The organism is Shinella sp. (assembly GCF_052438155.1).
In the GTDB taxonomy this organism is placed as follows: Bacteria; Pseudomonadota; Alphaproteobacteria; order Rhizobiales; family Rhizobiaceae; genus Shinella.
In genome coordinates this window covers 937,174-953,458 of sequence record NZ_JBQVPI010000001.1, presented here as the reverse complement: position 1 = coordinate 953,458, position 16,285 = coordinate 937,174, and the positions used below count along the sequence as shown (strand labels likewise).

The 16,285-nt window shown below is 61.0% G+C and carries 13 protein-coding genes, 1 tRNA gene and 1 pseudogene; 11 read left to right on the top strand and 4 right to left on the bottom strand.

Annotation, left to right across the window (positions count from 1 at the left end; all coding sequences use genetic code 11):
• Window positions 1–28: 28 nt before the first annotated feature.
• Window positions 29–1,273: a threonine ammonia-lyase gene (gene ilvA, locus ACT6VE_RS04460; RefSeq protein ID WP_444797390.1), complete on the bottom strand. Its 1,245-nt coding sequence runs from the start codon at window positions 1,271–1,273 to the stop codon at window positions 29–31.
• A 206-nt stretch (window positions 1,274–1,479) separates the two neighbouring features.
• On the opposite strand from ilvA, the gene ACT6VE_RS04455 reads away from it, so the two are divergent.
• From ACT6VE_RS04455 to ACT6VE_RS04430, 6 genes and pseudogenes are all read left to right on the top strand, one after another.
• Window positions 1,480–2,934, top strand: coding sequence for a TrkH family potassium uptake protein (locus ACT6VE_RS04455; RefSeq protein WP_444797389.1), 1,455 nt, complete (start codon window positions 1,480–1,482; stop codon window positions 2,932–2,934).
• A gap of 80 nt (window positions 2,935–3,014) precedes the next feature.
• Complete coding sequence (locus ACT6VE_RS04450; protein ID WP_444797388.1) at window positions 3,015–3,593, top strand: hypothetical protein; 579 nt, start codon at window positions 3,015–3,017, stop codon at window positions 3,591–3,593.
• A gap of 123 nt (window positions 3,594–3,716) precedes the next feature.
• Window positions 3,717–4,361, top strand: coding sequence for a DUF47 domain-containing protein (locus tag ACT6VE_RS04445; RefSeq protein ID WP_444797387.1), 645 nt, complete (start codon window positions 3,717–3,719; stop codon window positions 4,359–4,361).
• Window positions 4,361–5,368 (top strand): anion permease, encoded by a 1,008-nt coding sequence (locus ACT6VE_RS04440; RefSeq protein ID WP_444797386.1) that lies wholly within the window; start codon window positions 4,361–4,363, stop codon window positions 5,366–5,368. Before ACT6VE_RS04445 ends, ACT6VE_RS04440 begins: the two co-directional genes overlap by 1 nt.
• Before the next feature lie 116 nt (window positions 5,369–5,484).
• Complete coding sequence (locus ACT6VE_RS04435) at window positions 5,485–5,790, top strand: hypothetical protein (RefSeq protein ID WP_444797385.1); 306 nt, start codon at window positions 5,485–5,487, stop codon at window positions 5,788–5,790.
• 89 nt (window positions 5,791–5,879) lie between these two features.
• Window positions 5,880–6,442, top strand: a pseudogene (locus ACT6VE_RS04430) (anion permease); the annotation flags it as partial.
• A gap of 22 nt (window positions 6,443–6,464) precedes the next feature.
• Here ACT6VE_RS04430 and ACT6VE_RS04425 read toward each other — a convergent pair.
• From ACT6VE_RS04425 to wrbA, 3 genes are all read right to left on the bottom strand, one after another.
• A complete protein-coding gene (locus ACT6VE_RS04425; RefSeq protein WP_444797384.1) occupies window positions 6,465–7,358 on the bottom strand; it encodes a hypothetical protein in 894 nt (297 codons plus the stop codon).
• Between the two features lie 142 nt (window positions 7,359–7,500).
• A tRNA-Leu gene (locus tag ACT6VE_RS04420) sits at window positions 7,501–7,585 on the bottom strand.
• Window positions 7,586–7,712: 127 nt separating this feature from the next.
• Window positions 7,713–8,312 carry an NAD(P)H:quinone oxidoreductase type IV gene (wrbA, locus tag ACT6VE_RS04415; RefSeq protein WP_444797383.1) on the bottom strand — a complete coding sequence of 200 codons (600 nt, stop codon included), beginning with the start codon at window positions 8,310–8,312 and terminating at the stop codon, window positions 7,713–7,715.
• 170 nt (window positions 8,313–8,482) lie between these two features.
• Here wrbA and ACT6VE_RS04410 point away from each other — a divergent pair, with 170 nt between their 5' ends.
• The 5 genes from ACT6VE_RS04410 to ACT6VE_RS04390 all read left to right on the top strand — a co-directional run bounded on the left by ACT6VE_RS04410 (window position 8,483) and on the right by ACT6VE_RS04390 (window position 16,060).
• Complete coding sequence (locus tag ACT6VE_RS04410; protein ID WP_444797382.1) at window positions 8,483–9,238, top strand: competence/damage-inducible protein A; 756 nt, start codon at window positions 8,483–8,485, stop codon at window positions 9,236–9,238.
• 160 nt (window positions 9,239–9,398) lie between these two features.
• Window positions 9,399–10,241 carry a universal stress protein gene (locus tag ACT6VE_RS04405; RefSeq protein WP_444797381.1) on the top strand — a complete coding sequence of 281 codons (843 nt, stop codon included), beginning with the start codon at window positions 9,399–9,401 and terminating at the stop codon, window positions 10,239–10,241.
• Between the two features lie 111 nt (window positions 10,242–10,352).
• Window positions 10,353–10,850, top strand: coding sequence for a xanthine phosphoribosyltransferase (gene gpt / locus ACT6VE_RS04400; RefSeq protein ID WP_444797380.1), 498 nt, complete (start codon window positions 10,353–10,355; stop codon window positions 10,848–10,850).
• A 183-nt stretch (window positions 10,851–11,033) separates the two neighbouring features.
• Complete coding sequence (locus ACT6VE_RS04395; protein ID WP_444797379.1) at window positions 11,034–11,615, top strand: hypothetical protein; 582 nt, start codon at window positions 11,034–11,036, stop codon at window positions 11,613–11,615.
• A gap of 623 nt (window positions 11,616–12,238) precedes the next feature.
• Window positions 12,239–16,060: a vitamin B12-dependent ribonucleotide reductase gene (locus ACT6VE_RS04390; protein WP_444797378.1), complete on the top strand. Its 3,822-nt coding sequence runs from the start codon at window positions 12,239–12,241 to the stop codon at window positions 16,058–16,060.
• The last annotated feature ends 225 nt before the right edge of the window (window positions 16,061–16,285 follow it).

Here is a 16,285-nt window from a genome sequence, read left to right as displayed (position 1 = left end):
GAGGAGAGCACTGCCGGCCGTCGTGCCCCTAGATGATGAGGTTTGCGAGAATTTCGTTCTCGGTGATGTCCTGATAGCGCATGCCCGCGCCGTCGAAGGCCTTTTTCAACGCCGCAAAATTCTCCGGCGCCTTGGTTTCGATGCCGATGAGGATCGATCCAAAATTGCGGGCGGATTTCTTCAGGTATTCGAAGCGGGCAATGTCGTCGTCCGGGCCGAGCATGTTGAGGAAGTCCTTCAGGGCGCCGGGGCGCTGGGCCAGGCGCAGGATGAAGTATTTCTTCAAGCCCGCATGCCGCATGGCGCGTTCCTTGACGTCCGGCAGACGCTCGAAATCGAAATTGCCGCCGGAGACGACGGCGACCACCGTCTTGCCCTCCAGCGCCTCGCGGCCGAGCGCATCCAGCGCCGTCAGCGACAGTGCGCCGGCCGGCTCCAGCACCACGCCCTCGACATTCAGCATGTCGATCATCGTCACGCAGATCGCGTTTTCGGAGAGCAGCATGACCTGATCGGCGGAAAACCGGCTGAGTGCAGCAAAATTGAGCGCGCCGATCTGCCCGACAGCGGCACCGTCGACAAAATTATCCACCTGGTCGAGCGTCACCACGGCGCCGCCTTCCAGGCTGCGCTTGAGGCTCGGCGCACCGGCAGGTTCGCAGAACAGGAAACTGGAGGGACCGAGCTTGTCGGCAAGATAGCCCGTCACGCCTGAGGCAAGGCCGCCCCCGCCAACGGGGAGCACCACGAGATCCGGCAATTTGTCACCGAGCTGCTCGACGATTTCCGCCGCCACCGTCGCCTGCCCCTCGATGATATCCTCATGGTCGAACGGCGGCACCATCAGCGCGCCAGTCTCCGCAGCATGGTCCCGGGCCGCCTTGTAGCACTGGTCGAAGAAGTCGCCGACGAGCTTGATCGACACGAACTCACCGCCGAAGATTCGCGTCTTGTCGATCTTCTGCTGCGGCGTCGTCACCGGCATGAAGACGACGCCCGGCACACCGAAATGGCGGCAGACGAAGGCAAAGCCCTGAGCATGGTTGCCGGCGGACGCGCAGACGAAGCTGCGGGCCCCGTCCTCTTTCGCCAAAACCTTGCGGAAGAAGTTGAACGCGCCCCTGATCTTGTAGGAACGCACCGGCGAGAGGTCCTCGCGCTTCAGGTAAATATCCGCGCCATAGCGGGCGGAGAGATGTTCGTTGAGCTGAAGGGGTGTTTCGGGAAAAAGCCCGCGCAATGCGTCACGGGCTGCGTCGACGTCCGGTTTCATGCCGTTCGATGCCATCCTTGAGTTTGTACAATGCAAAGGCTATTGCATATCGCAGCGACAGACACCACCCGTCCCGGCCGCGCGGCCTTTCGAGACTTGACTGAGCCTACAGTACCGCACGTCATTCATGACGTGCAAAGGGCGCTGTAGAATTTTTGAATATACCGCATCAATGATGCGGTGGCCGGCACGCAGGACGATTTTCCTTGAACGCCACCATCTTCCGGTCCGCCATCAACATTGCCGCCATCAGCGGCATCTATCTCTCGGTGGCGATGCTCATCCCGGCGTTTATCGACGTCTATTACGGCCATCCCGATTCGGAAGTCTTCTTTCTCTCCGCCTTCATGACCGGCGGCCTGTCGCTCGCCACGGCCGCCGCTACCCGCGCCGGCCCGCCGCCCTTCAACAAGCGCATGGGCTTCCTCGTCGTCAACATGCTCTGGCTGAGCGCGAGTTTCATCGGCGCGATGCCGCTCTGGCTATCCTCGATGAAGCTGACATTCGCGCAGGCATTTTTCGAATCGGTCTCGGCGATCAGCACGACGGGCTCGACCGTCATCGTCGGCCTCGACGACGCGCCGCCCGGCATCCTGATGTGGCGCTCGCTGCTGCACTGGCTCGGCGGCATCGGGATTCTCGCGCTCGGGCTGTTCATCATGCCGTATCTGCGCGTTGGCGGCATGTCCTTTTTCAAGCTCGAATCATCCGACACCGCCGACAAGCCCTTCGCCCGCATCGCAAGCTATACCCGAGCGTTCCTCGCCATCTACGTGGCGATCACGCTGATCTGCGCCATCACCTATGCTGCCCTCGGCATGAGCCGCTTCGACGCGCTGAACCATGCCATGTCCACCGTCGCGACCGGCGGGCTTTCGACGCATGACGCCTCCTTCGGCTATTTCAAAAGCCTGCCGCTGCTCTGGGCCGCCACCTTCTTCATGACGCTCTCCAGCCTGCCCTTCTCGGTGCTGATCCTCATCGTCGTGCGCGGCCGCGTCGATGCGTGGCGTGATCCGCAGATCCGCGTGTTCCTCGGCTATCTGGTGCTTTTCTCCGTGGCAGCCAGCGTCTTCCAGCGACTTGAAAACGGCGTCGATTTCCGCGAGGCCCTGGCGCATTCCTTCTTCACCGTCTCGTCGATCCTTTCGACGACCGGCTTTGCCAGCGACGACTATACGCAATGGGGCCATTTCATCGTGGCGCTCGCCTTCGTCGCGACCTTCATGGGCGGCTGTTCGGGCTCGACCGCCGGCGGCCTCAAGGCCTACCGCCTGATCATCCTGTTCAACTTCATCCGCACGGGACTCTATCGCCTCATCTATCCGGATGGCATTCATGCCGTGCGCTACGGGACGATGACCGTCGATATCGATCTCCAGCGCGGCGTCTTCCTGTTCTTCATCACCTATGTGGCGATCTCCGCCATCGGCGCCATCCTGCTCGGCCTGATGGGCTATGACGTGCTGACGGCGATTTCGGCAGCCGCCACCTCGCTCTCCAATGTCGGCCCCGGCGTCACCCAGGCGATCGGCCCGGCCGGCTCATTCGCTGGCTTCCACGATGCAGCGCTCTATCTTCTCTCCTTCCTCATGCTGCTTGGCCGTCTCGAAATCCTCACGGTTCTCGTCATCCTGACACCGCTGTTCTGGAAGAGCTGATTTAGCACTTGCCGTCAGGCGTTCTTGACTGTTGCCACGCTAATTCGCATCCTGCCGCCATCCGGCTGGAGGAAGACTGAATGTTTGTGTCGAAGTCCCTGTTGCGTCTGAGCTTTATCGGCACGCTTCTGCCCACGTTGGCCTTTGCCGGTCCGCTTCAGGACGCAGCAAAAAAGGCGGAGGAACAGGCCGCCGCCGGCGATACGGTCGGCGCGCATAGCACGATCCGCGACGCTTACGGCGCTTTCGCCGCCACCCTGCCCTTTTCGATCGGCAAATCCGTCTTCGTCTCCGCGCCCCCGGAAGGCTACGGCATGTATACGGCGCGGCCGGAAGCGAGCTTCAAGGCTGGCGAGGCGCTGATCTCCTATGTCGAGCCGGTCGGCCTCACCTGGCGGCCAGCCGACGCGGGCCTGCTGGAATCGCATTTCACGGTCGATCTCGAACTGCTCGATCCCAAGGGTACCAAGCTCGCCGAGCAGAAAGCCTTCGGCTCGTTCGACTTCAAGGGCAGCGTGCGCAACCAGGAAGTCTTCGCCAAGCTGACGCTGAACCTCACCAGCCCGCCACCCGGCGACTACGTGCTGCGCTACCGTTTCCGCGATGCCGCAAGCGGTGCTGTTGCCGTCAGCGAGCAGCCATTCAAGATCGTGCCGTGATCCGCTTTACGGCTTATCCACAGGCCAGCAGAGAATTGTGACAAGCCGGAATCGGCGCTTTCCAGCGCGTTGACGGTCAATTATGACAGCCGCATGACAACCCCAGCCATGTAAGGGGCATCCATGCTCTCGCTGTTTCGCAAACTTATGCCGCGTGAAGATCGCTTCTTCGATTATTTCGAACAGCATTCCCGCACCGTCGTCGGCGCTGCCGAAGCCCTCCAGCAGGTGCTCGCCGGCGGCCCCGACATGGAAAAGCACTGCGACCGCATCGTCGCGCTGGAAGACCAGGCCGACGATATCACCCGTGAAGTGCTGCTCGCCGTGCGCCGCAGCTTCATCACCCCCTTCGACCGCGGCGACATCAAGGACCTGATCCAGTCGATGGACGATGCCATCGACATGATGCACAAGACGGTGAAAACCATTCGCCTCTTCGAGCAGACCAGCTTCGAGCCCGGCATGCAGGAAATGGGCGACGTCGTCGTCAAGGCCGCCCACCTCATCGCCGAGGCCATCCCGCTGCTCGACAAGGTCGGCGTGCATGCCGGCCGCCTCAGCGCGATTGCCGAAGAGGTCACCCGCGTCGAGGGCCGCTCCGACGAGCTGCACGACCAGGGCCTGAAGAACCTTTTCAAGCAATACGGCAAGTCCGACCCGATGGCCTACATCATCGGCAGCGAGATCTACGGCGAACTGGAAAAGGTCGTTGACCGTTTCGAGGATGTCGCCAATGAAATCAGCGGTATCGTGATCGAGAACGTCTGATGGACGCCACCCTCGCCTTTCCGCTGCTCGTCGGCCTCGTCGGCATAGCGCTGCTCTTCGATTTCCTGAACGGCCTGCACGACGCAGCGAATTCCATCGCCACGATCGTCTCGACGCGCGTGCTGCGCCCGCAATATGCCGTCATGTGGGCGGCGTTCTTCAATTTCATCGCCTTCCTGTTCTTCGGCCTGCATGTCGCCGAAACGCTCGGCAAGGGCATCATCGATCCCGGCATCGTCAGCCCGCTCGTCATCTTCGCAGCCCTGATGGGCGCGATTATCTGGAATGTCGTCACCTGGATTTTCGGCATTCCATCAAGCTCCTCGCACGCGCTGATCGGCGGCCTCGTTGGTGCCGGCCTTGCCAAGACCGGCTTCGACGCCGTCGTCTGGAGTGGCCTCATCAAGACGGCGAGCGCCATCTTTCTGTCTCCCGCCATCGGCTTCTTTCTGGCGCTGGTCCTCGTCTTGATCGTCTCCTGGCTTTTCGTGCGCCAGACACCGTTCGCCGTCGACCGCACGTTTCGCGTGATGCAGTTCATCTCCGCTTCGCTCTATTCGCTCGGCCATGGCGGCAACGACGCGCAGAAGACCATGGGCATCATCGCCGTGCTGCTCTATTCGCAGGGCTATCTCGGCGGCGAATTCTACGTGCCCTTCTGGGTGGTCATCACCTGCCAGGCGGCAATGGCGCTCGGCACACTGATGGGTGGCTGGCGCATCGTGCACACGATGGGCTCGAAGATCACCCGCCTCAACCCGATGCAGGGTTTTTGCGCGGAAACCGGCGGTGCCATCACCCTCTTCGCCGCCACCTGGCTCGGCATCCCCGTCTCGACGACCCACACGATCACCGGCGCCATCATCGGCGTGGGTGCCGCTCGCCGCGTCACGGCGGTGCGCTGGGGAATCGCCGGCAATATCGTCATCGCCTGGATCGTGACGCTGCCCTCGGCAGCAGCGATTTCGGCGCTGTTCTATCTGACGCTCAGTGTTTTCTCGGGCTAAGCGTATCGCCGCTCCGCGTTGAGGAACGGTGTGGAAGAAGCGAACGATTGACGAAGCGGTGCATTCGATTAAATGAAATCAGGCGTGCGTCTTTTTTGAACTGGCATTGGAAACCTATGAACGACAAAGTTTTTGACACTTTGACCGGAATGTACTTCACCGTCGACGATCCCGATGGAAGTTACGGCACCGGCCAAGTTGTCCGTCTCGCGGCCGAAGGGGTCTACTTCATACGCTTCGACGGCAACGAAGTGGCGCTGCCGCTGGAGCTCGCATCCATCGGCGAGATGCTGGAAACCACTGAAGAGGAGTTCAAGCTCTGGCGCTTCTTCGATACGATAGAGGAGCGGGACAAGTGGATCGAATGGCTTGACGCGCCCTCAAAGCCGCGGGTCATCTCGCTCGTGCGGCCGGTCAAGTGATCCATCGACGATCAACAGCATAACAACCGCCGCAAGAAGAACAGCATCGAGCCAACGTTTTGCAAAGCTAGAAATCGCTTTGCAAAACACCCGTCGTCGGCTTCCTGCTCGTGCTCGTACTGATCCTTTCCTGGCTTTTCGTGCGCCAGACGCTGTTTGCCATCGATCCCACCGTCCGCGTGATGCAGTTCATCTCCGCTTCGCTCTATTCGCTCGGCCACGGCAGCAACGACGCCCAGAAGACCATGGGCATCATCGCGGTCCTGCTCTATTCGCAAGGCTGGCGGGGAATTCTACGTGCCCTTATTAGTGGTCATCAGCTGCCAGGCGGCCATGGCACTCGGCGCGCTGATGGGTGGCTGGCGTATCGTGCAAACGATGGGCTCGCCCCCCTCAACCCGGTGCAGGGATCGATCCTGCGCGGAAACCACTGGGGCCATCCCCCTCTTCGCCGCAACCTGGCTCGGCATTCCGGTCTCGACCACCCAATACGATCACTGGCGCCATCATTGGTGTCGGCGCCGCTCGCCGCGTCACCGCGGTGCGCTGGGGCATCGCCGGCAAAATCGTTTGGGCAGGGATCACCGCGCTGTGGCCCGCGGCGGCGATTTCGGCGCTGTTTTATGTAGTGGTGGGTACTTTTGCCGGGTGACGCTTGAGCGATCCAATATAGGCTAAGCCTGGTCGGCGACGTCGGCACAGCGTGCCTCGTCTACCAAAATATCGACGACCTGCCTGCCATCAGCGCTGCTGTAGGTGCTCTTTATGAGAGCGCCCATGTTGATAAGCGGTTGCAACGCACTATCACAAAGGTGCTTTGAAATGCCCTTCTTGAGGGCGTCCGCAATATTTTCGAGGTCGCCACTGACGGTATACGTATATTCAAGGCTGGTCTCTGTCGCCTTGATGGCAGTCAAAATCGTCTGCTCATCCACGCGCTGAGGTGTCTTGGTATCTCGTGCCGTTTGCTCGAGGGAAGCTGCCAACCCTTGTGATTTAAACGTCCATTCCGCAATCTTACCAGCAACAAACGTGTTCTCGGTCGCATCTCTAAAGCGCTGGAACATTTTTATCTCCAAATCATTCTCTATAGCGCGACCAACGCCAAAGAAGACAACCCCACAGCAGACCATAGAGATTGCTCCGATCCACGACAGAGCACCTCTTTTGCGCTTCTCAAGCGATGGTTTGAAGATGAGCAACAAACATATGAGTGGTATGAAGCCAAAATACCACCTGGATTTGTTGCCATAAGCGTCTAACGACCGAGCAACTGCGATGGCACCGTTCATATAACCTACCACTAGATAAATGGCATGGCTCGCCACAACGATCCAGAAAAAATAGGCTCCAGCCATCGCTTCGGGAGAGGCGAGATAAATAAACCCACCTGCCATTGCTGAGATATACAAGAGGCCGCTGAGCAGCACGTAACTCGATCTTTTGAGCACGAAATTAAATTGTGGGCGACGGGCGTATAGATATCCCCCGATAAATAACGCCGCGAACGCGGTGCAAACCGGGACAAACTCGCCACTGTTTGCAAAAGCAAAAGCAAATTCTTCCATTCCCCGTCGCCCCTTTTAGAAGCCTCAGGGTGTAATTTGCCCGTCGAAAATTACAACCTGTATAAAAGGTTGACCCTTAACTTTTACAGCGCCCTCCTCATTGTTGAAGGAACCGGGCTCTACGAATTCATAAAAAATGGGATGGTGCGGGCGGCGGGGATCGAACCCGCACAGCCAAGGCCGAGAGATTTTAAGTCTCTTGCGTCTACCAGTTTCGCCACGCCCGCGCTGAAACCGTGCGTAGCCGACAGTGCAGACGGGATCAAGGGGCCAGCGGAATTGATCCGAAAACAAAAAAGGGTGCGGCCCCTGATGGTGGCCACACCCTCTTTTCAGTGACGTTTCAGGAGAACGTCAGGCCGAAAGCTTTCCGGCGATCTTGGCGACATGGGCGCCCTGGTAGCGGGCGGCTTCCAGTTCGATTTCGGAGGGCTGGCGCGAGCCGTCGCCGTCGGTGATGGTGGAGGCGCCGTAGGGCGAACCGCCCTTGACGGCTTCCACGCCCATCTGGCCCTGGAAGGCGTAAGGCAGGCCGACGACGACGAGGCCGTGGTGGAGTAGCGTCGGGATGAAGCCGAGGATGGTCGATTCCTGGCCGCCGTGCTGGGTGGCGGAGGACGTGAAGACCGAGCCGACCTTGCCGACCAGCTTGCCGCCAGCCCACAGGCCACCCGTCTGGTCCCAGAAATTGCGCATCTGCGAGGCGACCGTGCCGAAGCGCGTGCCGGCGCCGACGATGATCGCGTCGTAGTCGGCAAGTTCGCCGACGGTGGCGATCTCGGCCTTCTGGTCGAGCTTGAAGTGCGAGGACTTTGCGACCTCTTCCGGCACCAGTTCCGGCACCCGCTTCACGGTCACCTCGGCACCGGCCGACTTCGCGCCTTCCGCCACGGCATAGGCCATGGCTTCGATGTGGCCATAGGCCGAGTAGTAAAGAACCAGAACTTTTGCCATCGTCATCTCCTGAGTGTCGAAGGGACCTTTCCGCTTGATCGCGGCGTCGGCTTGGATGTAGCACTTTGAGGTGACGGCGACATGAGCCGCCCGGTCGACAGACTGTTCACCCGCCATTGACAATGCCGCCCTTACGGTCAGCATTTCCGTCCGAACTTCAGAGAGCGCCCATGAGTTCCCGTCCTATCGCCACCGCTGCCATGCTCGCCATCGGCGACGAACTTCTGTCCGGGCGCACCAAGGACAAGAATATCGGCCAGCTCGCCGATATGCTGTTCCTCGCCGGCATAGATCTGAAGGAAGTGCGCATCGTCGGCGACGACGAGGAGGCGATCGTCGAAGCGCTGAATGCTTTGCGCGAACGCTACACCTATGTCTTCACCTCCGGCGGCATCGGCCCGACGCATGACGATATCACGGCGGATGCGATCTCAAGGGCGTTCGGCGTGCCCTGTCTCTACGATCCGCTTGCGATGCAACTGCTTGGCGCCATGTACGAAAAGCGCGGCGTGGAGTTCAACGCAGCGCGCCAGCGCATGGCCCGCATGCCCGAGGGGGCCGTGCACATCGAAAACGCCGTCTCGACGGCGCCTGGTTTCAATATCGGCAATGTCTACGTCATGGCCGGCGTGCCGCAGGTTTTTACCGCAATGCTGAGCACCGTGGTGCCGACACTTGAAGGCGGCGTACCGATACTCTCGCGCTCCGTCGCCTCGCCCTTCGGTGAAGGCGATATCGGCAGCGCGCTGGCCGAAATACAGAAGAACCACCCCGAGACCAGCATTGGCTCTTATCCGCGTTTTTCCGAAAACCGGTTCTCGACGGAGATCGTCATCCGCAGCCGCGAGGAAGCCCCAGCGGAAGCAGCGGAGCGCGATGTAATGGCGATGATTGCCGCAATCGCCACAGCCAAGGTGGCCTCTTGATCCGTATCAAGGTTTTGACGGCACGGCTGGCTCATACTCGCCGCAGCCGCACATTCCGTTGATCTTTCCGATTTGCAGAATGGTGCGGCTGACCCATATTCTACAATGTGCTTTGCGCGCCGCCGTGACGCCGGCACTGTGATGAGGACAGGAGGCCGAAATGACCTACAAGACCATCGTGGCTGTGCTGAGCGCCACTGAGGACGCCGGCAAGGTGACGGACCATGCACTCATGCTCGCCCGCAAGACGGGCGGCCATGTCATCGGCATTCATGCGGAATCACCGGTCGTGGTCACGCTCATCGCGCCCATGGAATATCCCGATCCGAATGCCGTGCTGGATCTGCAGGAGCGCGCCCAGCGCCAGTCGCGCGACGTTGAGCGGGCCTTCAAGACCCGCTGCGAGCGCGACGACATCTCCTATGAATGGCGCCTCTTCACCGGCACGGCCGGTTACGCCTCGGCGGGCATCATCGACAGCGCCCGCGGCGCCGATCTCGTGCTTGCCGGCCAGTTCGACCCGGATGCCGATGGCCCGGCGCGAGAAGATATCGAAGACCTGCTCTACGAGAGCGGCCGGCCAGTCTATCTCGTCTCCAACGCCCCGGCTGGCCCGGAGCCGATCGAGCGCGTGCTGCTAGCCTGGAACGGTTCGCGCGAATCGGCGCGCGCCGCCTTCGATGCCCTGCCCTTCCTGACCGCGGCGAAAGAGGTCGAGATATTCACCGTCGACCCGCCGGAAAATGCCATGCAGTCTCGCGACTTCTGCGGCGCCGAGCTGGCAGCCACCCTCGCCCGTCATGGCATCAAGATGACCGCCACCTCCGGTGCCTCCGATCGTCATTCCGTGGCCGAGGCCTTGAACCGACGCGCGACCGCAATCGACGCCGACCTTATCGTCATGGGCGCCTACAGCCATTCGCGGCTGCGCCAACGCCTCTTCGGCGGCGTCACGAGCGCCATGATGCGGGGCGCCCGCGTGCCGGTGCTGATGTCGCGCTAGACGCGACAGGGCTGTGGATCGCCCGGTCTACGGGGCCGGGCGGCGATTTCCTTGAGGGGCAAAGTGCATTAGAGAGAAGGAATCTTCTTTTTCGCCTATCAGGAGCCTGACATGTCGTTGCCCGACAAAGCCTTCCCCGTTTCCTGGGACCAGTTTCATCGCGATGCGCGTGCACTCGCCTGGCGGTTGGCAGATGGCGGGCGGGAATGGCGTGCCATCGTCTGTATCACCCGCGGCGGCCTGGTGCCGGCGGCTATCGTGTCGCGCGAGCTCAATATCCGCGTCATCGAGACGGTCTGTGTCGCCTCCTACCACGACTATGTCTCACAGGGCGAAATGCATGTGCTGAAGGGCATCTCGCCCGAACTGTCGAAAGAAGGCGGTGAAGGCATCCTCATCGTCGACGACCTGACGGACACCGGCAAGACGGCCGCCGAAGTGCGCGCCATGCTGCCGAAGGCGCATTTCGCCGCCGTCTACGCCAAGCCGAAGGGCCGCCCGATGGTCGACACCTTCGTCACCGAAGTCAGCCAGGACACCTGGATCTATTTCCCCTGGGACATGGGCTTTACCTACCAGGAGCCAATCGCCAAGGGCACGCAAGGCTGATCTTCAGCAACGCGGTTTGAAACAGGGTCAATGCAGTGCGGCAACGCGCTGATTTGCCGATTGTTTCACCCGGAGCCGGCGGATGTGCGAAATGCGCCCGCCGGCTTAATCTTTCTGCAATTCCTTGAAAAGATAGTGCTTACATTCGCCGACTAACAGCGGTGAAGGGAGGCCGGATACGACATGCATTCTGAAAAGCCGGCATTTGCGGCAGCCCTCGTCGCGGCATTGCTTCTCTGGAGCCAGGCGGAAGCGCAGCAGGATATCCGCATCTCGGCCGTCGCGGAGTTCATCGACGACAATGTCCGTCCTTGGCTCGATGAACCGGCAATCCTCAATGCCATCATCGCGCAGAACGCAGCCCATACTCACCTCAGCCAGGCCGCGATCGACGACCTCGATGCCCGCTGGCGGACGGAACTTTCCCGCGCCGCACGGCCGATGATCGAGGCGCAGCTGTCCAATCCCCTATCGCTCTATTTGAAGGGCCAGCAGCGTGCCGCTGGAGGACTGATCACCGAAATCTTCGTCATGGACAATCGCGGCCTCAATGTCGGCCAGAGCGACATCACCTCCGACTATTGGCAGGGCGACGAGGCGAAGTGGCAGGCGAGCTTTGGTGACGGTGCGCTTCATATCGAGGAAGCGGAGCGCGACGAGTCCACACAGCTCATGCAGGCGCAGGCAAGCCTTCCGATCAGGGATCCGCGCACCGGTGCCGTCATCGGCACCATCACCATCGGCGTCAATCTGGACGCGCTTTGACGTTACGTAAGAGAATCACTTTATCCACGGATCACAACTCGCCCTCGCTGGCTATTGCTTGATGTCGGGGTGCGAAAAAACTCCGTCTTTTCACCTGTGATTTTTTTCGTTTTTCCACAGTGGCGTGTCGCGCCACCTCACCTTTCGACGCGAAGCCGCTGATTCTTCAGGCATCCCACGATGTCCCCAGTTTCCACAGGCAACAGCCACAAGATATAGGGTTCAAACTTCAGTCACAAACCAGCCCTTGACGGGAATCGCCCTGATGAGGTTAATGAAATCCAAGTTGCGGCGGCGGCTGGACCGTATTGTTACGAGGTCGGTTCTCTTCACGAAATCGCGTTGTCATGCGCATGTGGCCGGATGGATGATCCGCTCGCCGCACGAGGGTATTCGCGCAGGATTTCTTGGAACGCCACCGCGATCATGGGGCTGGAAAAAAGAAGCTGTTGATACTATATTTAGTGTTTGCAGCTAAACTCAGCACAAGATACAGGATCCCGAGATTGATCGGGTTTCCCGCACGGACTGAAGATTTGAGCTGGCTGCAAGCTATTGCGGCTGGACGGGACTAATTGCGCCCTGTTTTCAAGGCAGGTTGCGGCAGCAGAGGACAACGGACAATGCGCATAGAACGTCGTTTCACCAAACCCGGCCAGTCGGCCTTTGCGGAAATCGAATTCCGCAAGGCCATCAGCGAGATCAAGAACCCGGACGGCTCGATCGTCTTCCGGCTCGCCGATATCGACGTGCCGGCGCAGTTCTCCCAGGTCGCCGCCGACATTCTTGCCCAGAAATACTTCCGCAAGGCCGGCGTGCCTGCGCGCCTGAAGAAGGTCGAGGAAAACGACGTTCCTTCCTTCCTGTGGCGTTCCGTTGCCGACACCGAAGCCCTGAAGACGCTCCCCGAGGGTGAGCGCTACGGCTCGGAAACCGACGCACGCCAGGTTTTTGACCGTCTCGCCGGCACCTGGACCTACTGGGGCTGGAAGGGCAAGTATTTCGCCTCCGAAGAAGACGCTGCCGCCTTCAAGGACGAACTTGCCTATATGCTCGCCACCCAGCGCGTCGCGCCCAACAGCCCACAGTGGTTCAACACCGGCCTGCACTGGGCCTATGGCATCGATGGCCCCGGCCAGGGCCATTTCTATGTCGATCCTTTCACCGGCAAGCTGACCAAGTCGAAGTCCTCCTACGAACACCCGCAGCCGCATGCCTGCTTCATCCAGTCGGTCGAGGACGATCTCGTCAACGAGAACGGCATCATGGACCTGTGGGTGCGTGAAGCCCGCCTCTTCAAGTATGGCTCCGGCACCGGCTCCAACTTCTCCTATCTGCGCGGCGAAGGCGAAAAGCTTTCGGGCGGCGGCCGCTCCTCCGGCCTGATGAGCTTCCTGAAGATCGGTGACCGCGCCGCTGGCGCCATCAAGTCGGGCGGCACGACGCGCCGTGCGGCCAAGATGGTCGTGGTCGATATCGACCACCCGGATATCGAGGCCTACATCAACTGGAAGGTCAAGGAAGAGCAGAAGGTGGCGGCCCTCGTCACCGGCTCGAAGATCGTCTCCAACCACCTCAAGGCCATCATGAAGGCCTGCGTGAATTGCTCGGCCGACGGCGACAAGTGCTACGACCCGGCTGAGAACCCGGCGCTCAAGCGCGAAATCCGCGCTGCCAAGAAGAGCCAGGTTCCGGAAAACTACGTCAAGCGCGTCATCCAGTTCGCCAAGCAGGGCTACAAGGACCTCGAGTTCAAGACCTACGACACGGACTGGGATTCGGAAGCCTACCTCACGGTCTCCGGCCAGAACTCCAACAACTCCGTCTCGCTCAAGGACGATTTTTTGCGCGCGGTGGAAAATGACGGCGACTGGAACCTGACCGCCCGCAAGGACGGCAAGGTCATGAAGACGCTGAAGGCCCGCGACCTCTGGGAGCAGATCTCCTACGCCGCCTGGGCATCGGCCGATCCGGGCCTGCACTTCAACACGACGATGAATGACTGGCACACCTCGCCGGCCGCGGGCCCGATCCGCGCCTCGAACCCGTGCTCGGAATACATGTTCCTCGACGACACGGCCTGCAACCTCGCCTCGCTGAACCTGCTTCAGTTCAAGGATGCTGCCACCAAGAACATCAACATCGCCGATTACGAACACGCCGTCCGCCTGTGGACCATCGTGCTCGAAGTCTCGGTGATGATGGCGCAGTTCCCGTCGCGCCAGATCGCCGAACGCTCCTACGAATACCGCACGCTCGGCCTCGGCTACGCCAATATCGGCGGCCTGCTGATGTCGTCCGGCATCCCCTACGATTCGACGGAAGGCCGCGCCATTGCCGGCGCGCTGACCGCGATCATGACCGGCGTCTCCTACGCCACCTCGGCCGAAATGGCCGGCGAACTCGGCACGTTCCCGGGCTTTGCACCGAACCGCGACAACATGCTGCGCGTCATGCGCAACCATCGCCGTGCAGCCTATGGCGAAACGGTTGGCTACGAGCAGCTTTCGGTCAACCCGGTCGCGCTCATCCATGACGAGTGCCCGGACCAGACCCTGATCGTCCACGCCAAGGCCGCGTGGGACAAGGCTGTGGCGCTTGGCGAAAAGCACGGCTACCGCAACGCCCAGACGACCGTTATCGCGCCGACCGGCACGATCGGCCTCGTGATGGACTGCGACACGACCGGCATTGAGCCCGACTTTGCGCTGGTGAAGTTCAAGAAGCTCGCCGGCGGCGGTTACTTCAAGATCATCAACCGCGCCGTTCCTGAAGCGCTCCGCACGCTCGGCTATTCCGAGAGCCAGCTCGCCGAGATCGAGGCCTATGCGGTCGGCCACGGCAACTTCAACCAGGCGCCAGCCGTCAACCCCGGCTCGCTGAAGGCCAAGGGCTTCACCGACGAAAAGATCGAGGCGGTCAGCGCCGGTCTCAAGGCAGCCTTCGACATCAAGTTCGCCTTCAACCAGTGGACGCTCGGCGCCGACTTCCTGAAGGACGTGCTGAAGGTTTCCGATGCGCAGCTGTCCGACATGTCCTTCAACCTGCTGGAGCATATCGGCTTCTCGAAGAAGGACATCGAAGCCGCCAACGTCCACGTCTGCGGTGCGATGACGCTGGAAGGCGCGCCCTTCCTCAAGGCCGAACACCTGGCCGTGTTCGATTGCGCCAATCCGTGCGGCAAGATCGGCAAGCGTTACCTGTCGGTCGAAAGCCACATCCGCATGATGGCGGCTGCCCAGCCGTTCATCTCGGGTGCCATCTCCAAGACGATCAACATGCCGAACGAGGCGACCGTCGAGGACTGCAAGAACGCCTACATGCTCTCGTGGAAGCTCGCGCTGAAGGCCAACGCGCTTTACCGCGACGGTTCCAAGCTCTCCCAGCCGCTCAATGCCTCGCTGATCGAGGACGAGGACGACGAGGACGATGCAATCGAGGCGCTGGTCGCAGCCCCGGCTGCCGTCCAGGCCGTCACCATCACGGAAAAGATCGTCGAACGCATCATCGAACGGGTCTCGCGCGACCGTGAAAAACTGCCGAACCGCCGCCAGGGCTACACCCAGAAGGCCGTCGTCGGCGGTCACAAGGTCTATCTGCGCACCGGTGAATTCGGCGATGGCCGCATCGGCGAGATCTTCATCGACATGCACAAGGAAGGCGCCGCCTTCCGTGCAATGATGAACAACTTTGCCATCTCCATCTCGCTGGGCCTTCAGTACGGCGTGCCGCTTGAGGAATTTGTGGAGGCCTTCACCTTCACCAAGTTCGAGCCGGCCGGCATGGTCCAGGGCAACGACGCGATCAAGAACGCCACGTCGATCCTCGATTACGTCTTCCGCGAACTCGCCGTCTCCTATCTCGGCCGTCATGACCTCGCGCATGTCGACCAGTCGGACTTCTCCAACACCGCGCTCGGCAAGGGCATCCAGGAAGGCAAGACCAACCCGTTCTCGACCGGCTGGACACGCGGCCACAAGCCGACGCTCATCCAGGGCGGCCAGATGGGTGATCGTCCGCTCGGCGAGCCGAAGGGCGCCGCAACGGCAGCGCCCGCCAAGGCATCGTCGGGCAGCAACGTCACCTCCTTTGCCGGCAACGCTGCCCGTAAGCTGGAGCCGGCGACCGCCATCTCCACCCACGAAATCGTCGCCTTCAAGCGCGATTACGAGGAACGCGCCGCCGAGCTTGCCGAGGAAATCGCGGAAGAAGGCATCGCCGACGAGGCAGAACAGGGCGTCACCGCCCTCTTCTCCGACAAGGCCGCCGCCGAAGCCGCCAGCGCCAAGGCCGACGCCAAGAAGCTCGAAGCCGAACGCCGCATGCGCTCGATCGCCCAGGGCTACACCGGCAACATGTGCTCCGAGTGCCAGAACTTCACGATGGTGCGGAATGGCACCTGCGAGAAGTGCGACACCTGCGGCGCCACGAGCGGGTGCAGCTAAGTCCTCACGACACTGCTTTGTACTGAAACATGGATCCCGCCGATGTCCCAGACGTCGGCGGGATTTTCTTTTGACGAACCCTGCGGGAAATCATGCAAGTGCGAGCGGTTGGCTGCGTTGGGTGCCTTGCCCCCTCCTAAAACGACAAAAAGGATTGATGCAGGATTCGGCGCGCTGTCACGTACCTAGAGCATTTCCAGCCGAAGCGGCATCGCTTCGGCGTTG

Coding starts and splice junctions, on each gene's coding strand:
- ilvA (WP_444797390.1), bottom strand. CDS start 1,273: ATGAAACCGGACGTCGACGCAGCCCGTGACGCATTGCGCGGGCTTTTT.
- ACT6VE_RS04450 (WP_444797388.1), top strand. CDS start 3,015: ATGTTTGTGTCGAAGTCCCTGTTGCGTCTGAGCTTTATCGGCACGCTT.
- ACT6VE_RS04445 (WP_444797387.1), top strand. CDS start 3,717: ATGCTCTCGCTGTTTCGCAAACTTATGCCGCGTGAAGATCGCTTCTTC.
- ACT6VE_RS04440 (WP_444797386.1), top strand. CDS start 4,361: ATGGACGCCACCCTCGCCTTTCCGCTGCTCGTCGGCCTCGTCGGCATA.
- ACT6VE_RS04435 (WP_444797385.1), top strand. CDS start 5,485: ATGAACGACAAAGTTTTTGACACTTTGACCGGAATGTACTTCACCGTC.
- ACT6VE_RS04425 (WP_444797384.1), bottom strand. CDS start 7,358: ATGGAAGAATTTGCTTTTGCTTTTGCAAACAGTGGCGAGTTTGTCCCG.
- wrbA (WP_444797383.1), bottom strand. CDS start 8,312: ATGGCAAAAGTTCTGGTTCTTTACTACTCGGCCTATGGCCACATCGAA.
- ACT6VE_RS04410 (WP_444797382.1), top strand. CDS start 8,483: ATGAGTTCCCGTCCTATCGCCACCGCTGCCATGCTCGCCATCGGCGAC.
- ACT6VE_RS04405 (WP_444797381.1), top strand. CDS start 9,399: ATGACCTACAAGACCATCGTGGCTGTGCTGAGCGCCACTGAGGACGCC.
- gpt (WP_444797380.1), top strand. CDS start 10,353: ATGTCGTTGCCCGACAAAGCCTTCCCCGTTTCCTGGGACCAGTTTCAT.
- ACT6VE_RS04395 (WP_444797379.1), top strand. CDS start 11,034: ATGCATTCTGAAAAGCCGGCATTTGCGGCAGCCCTCGTCGCGGCATTG.
- ACT6VE_RS04390 (WP_444797378.1), top strand. CDS start 12,239: ATGCGCATAGAACGTCGTTTCACCAAACCCGGCCAGTCGGCCTTTGCG.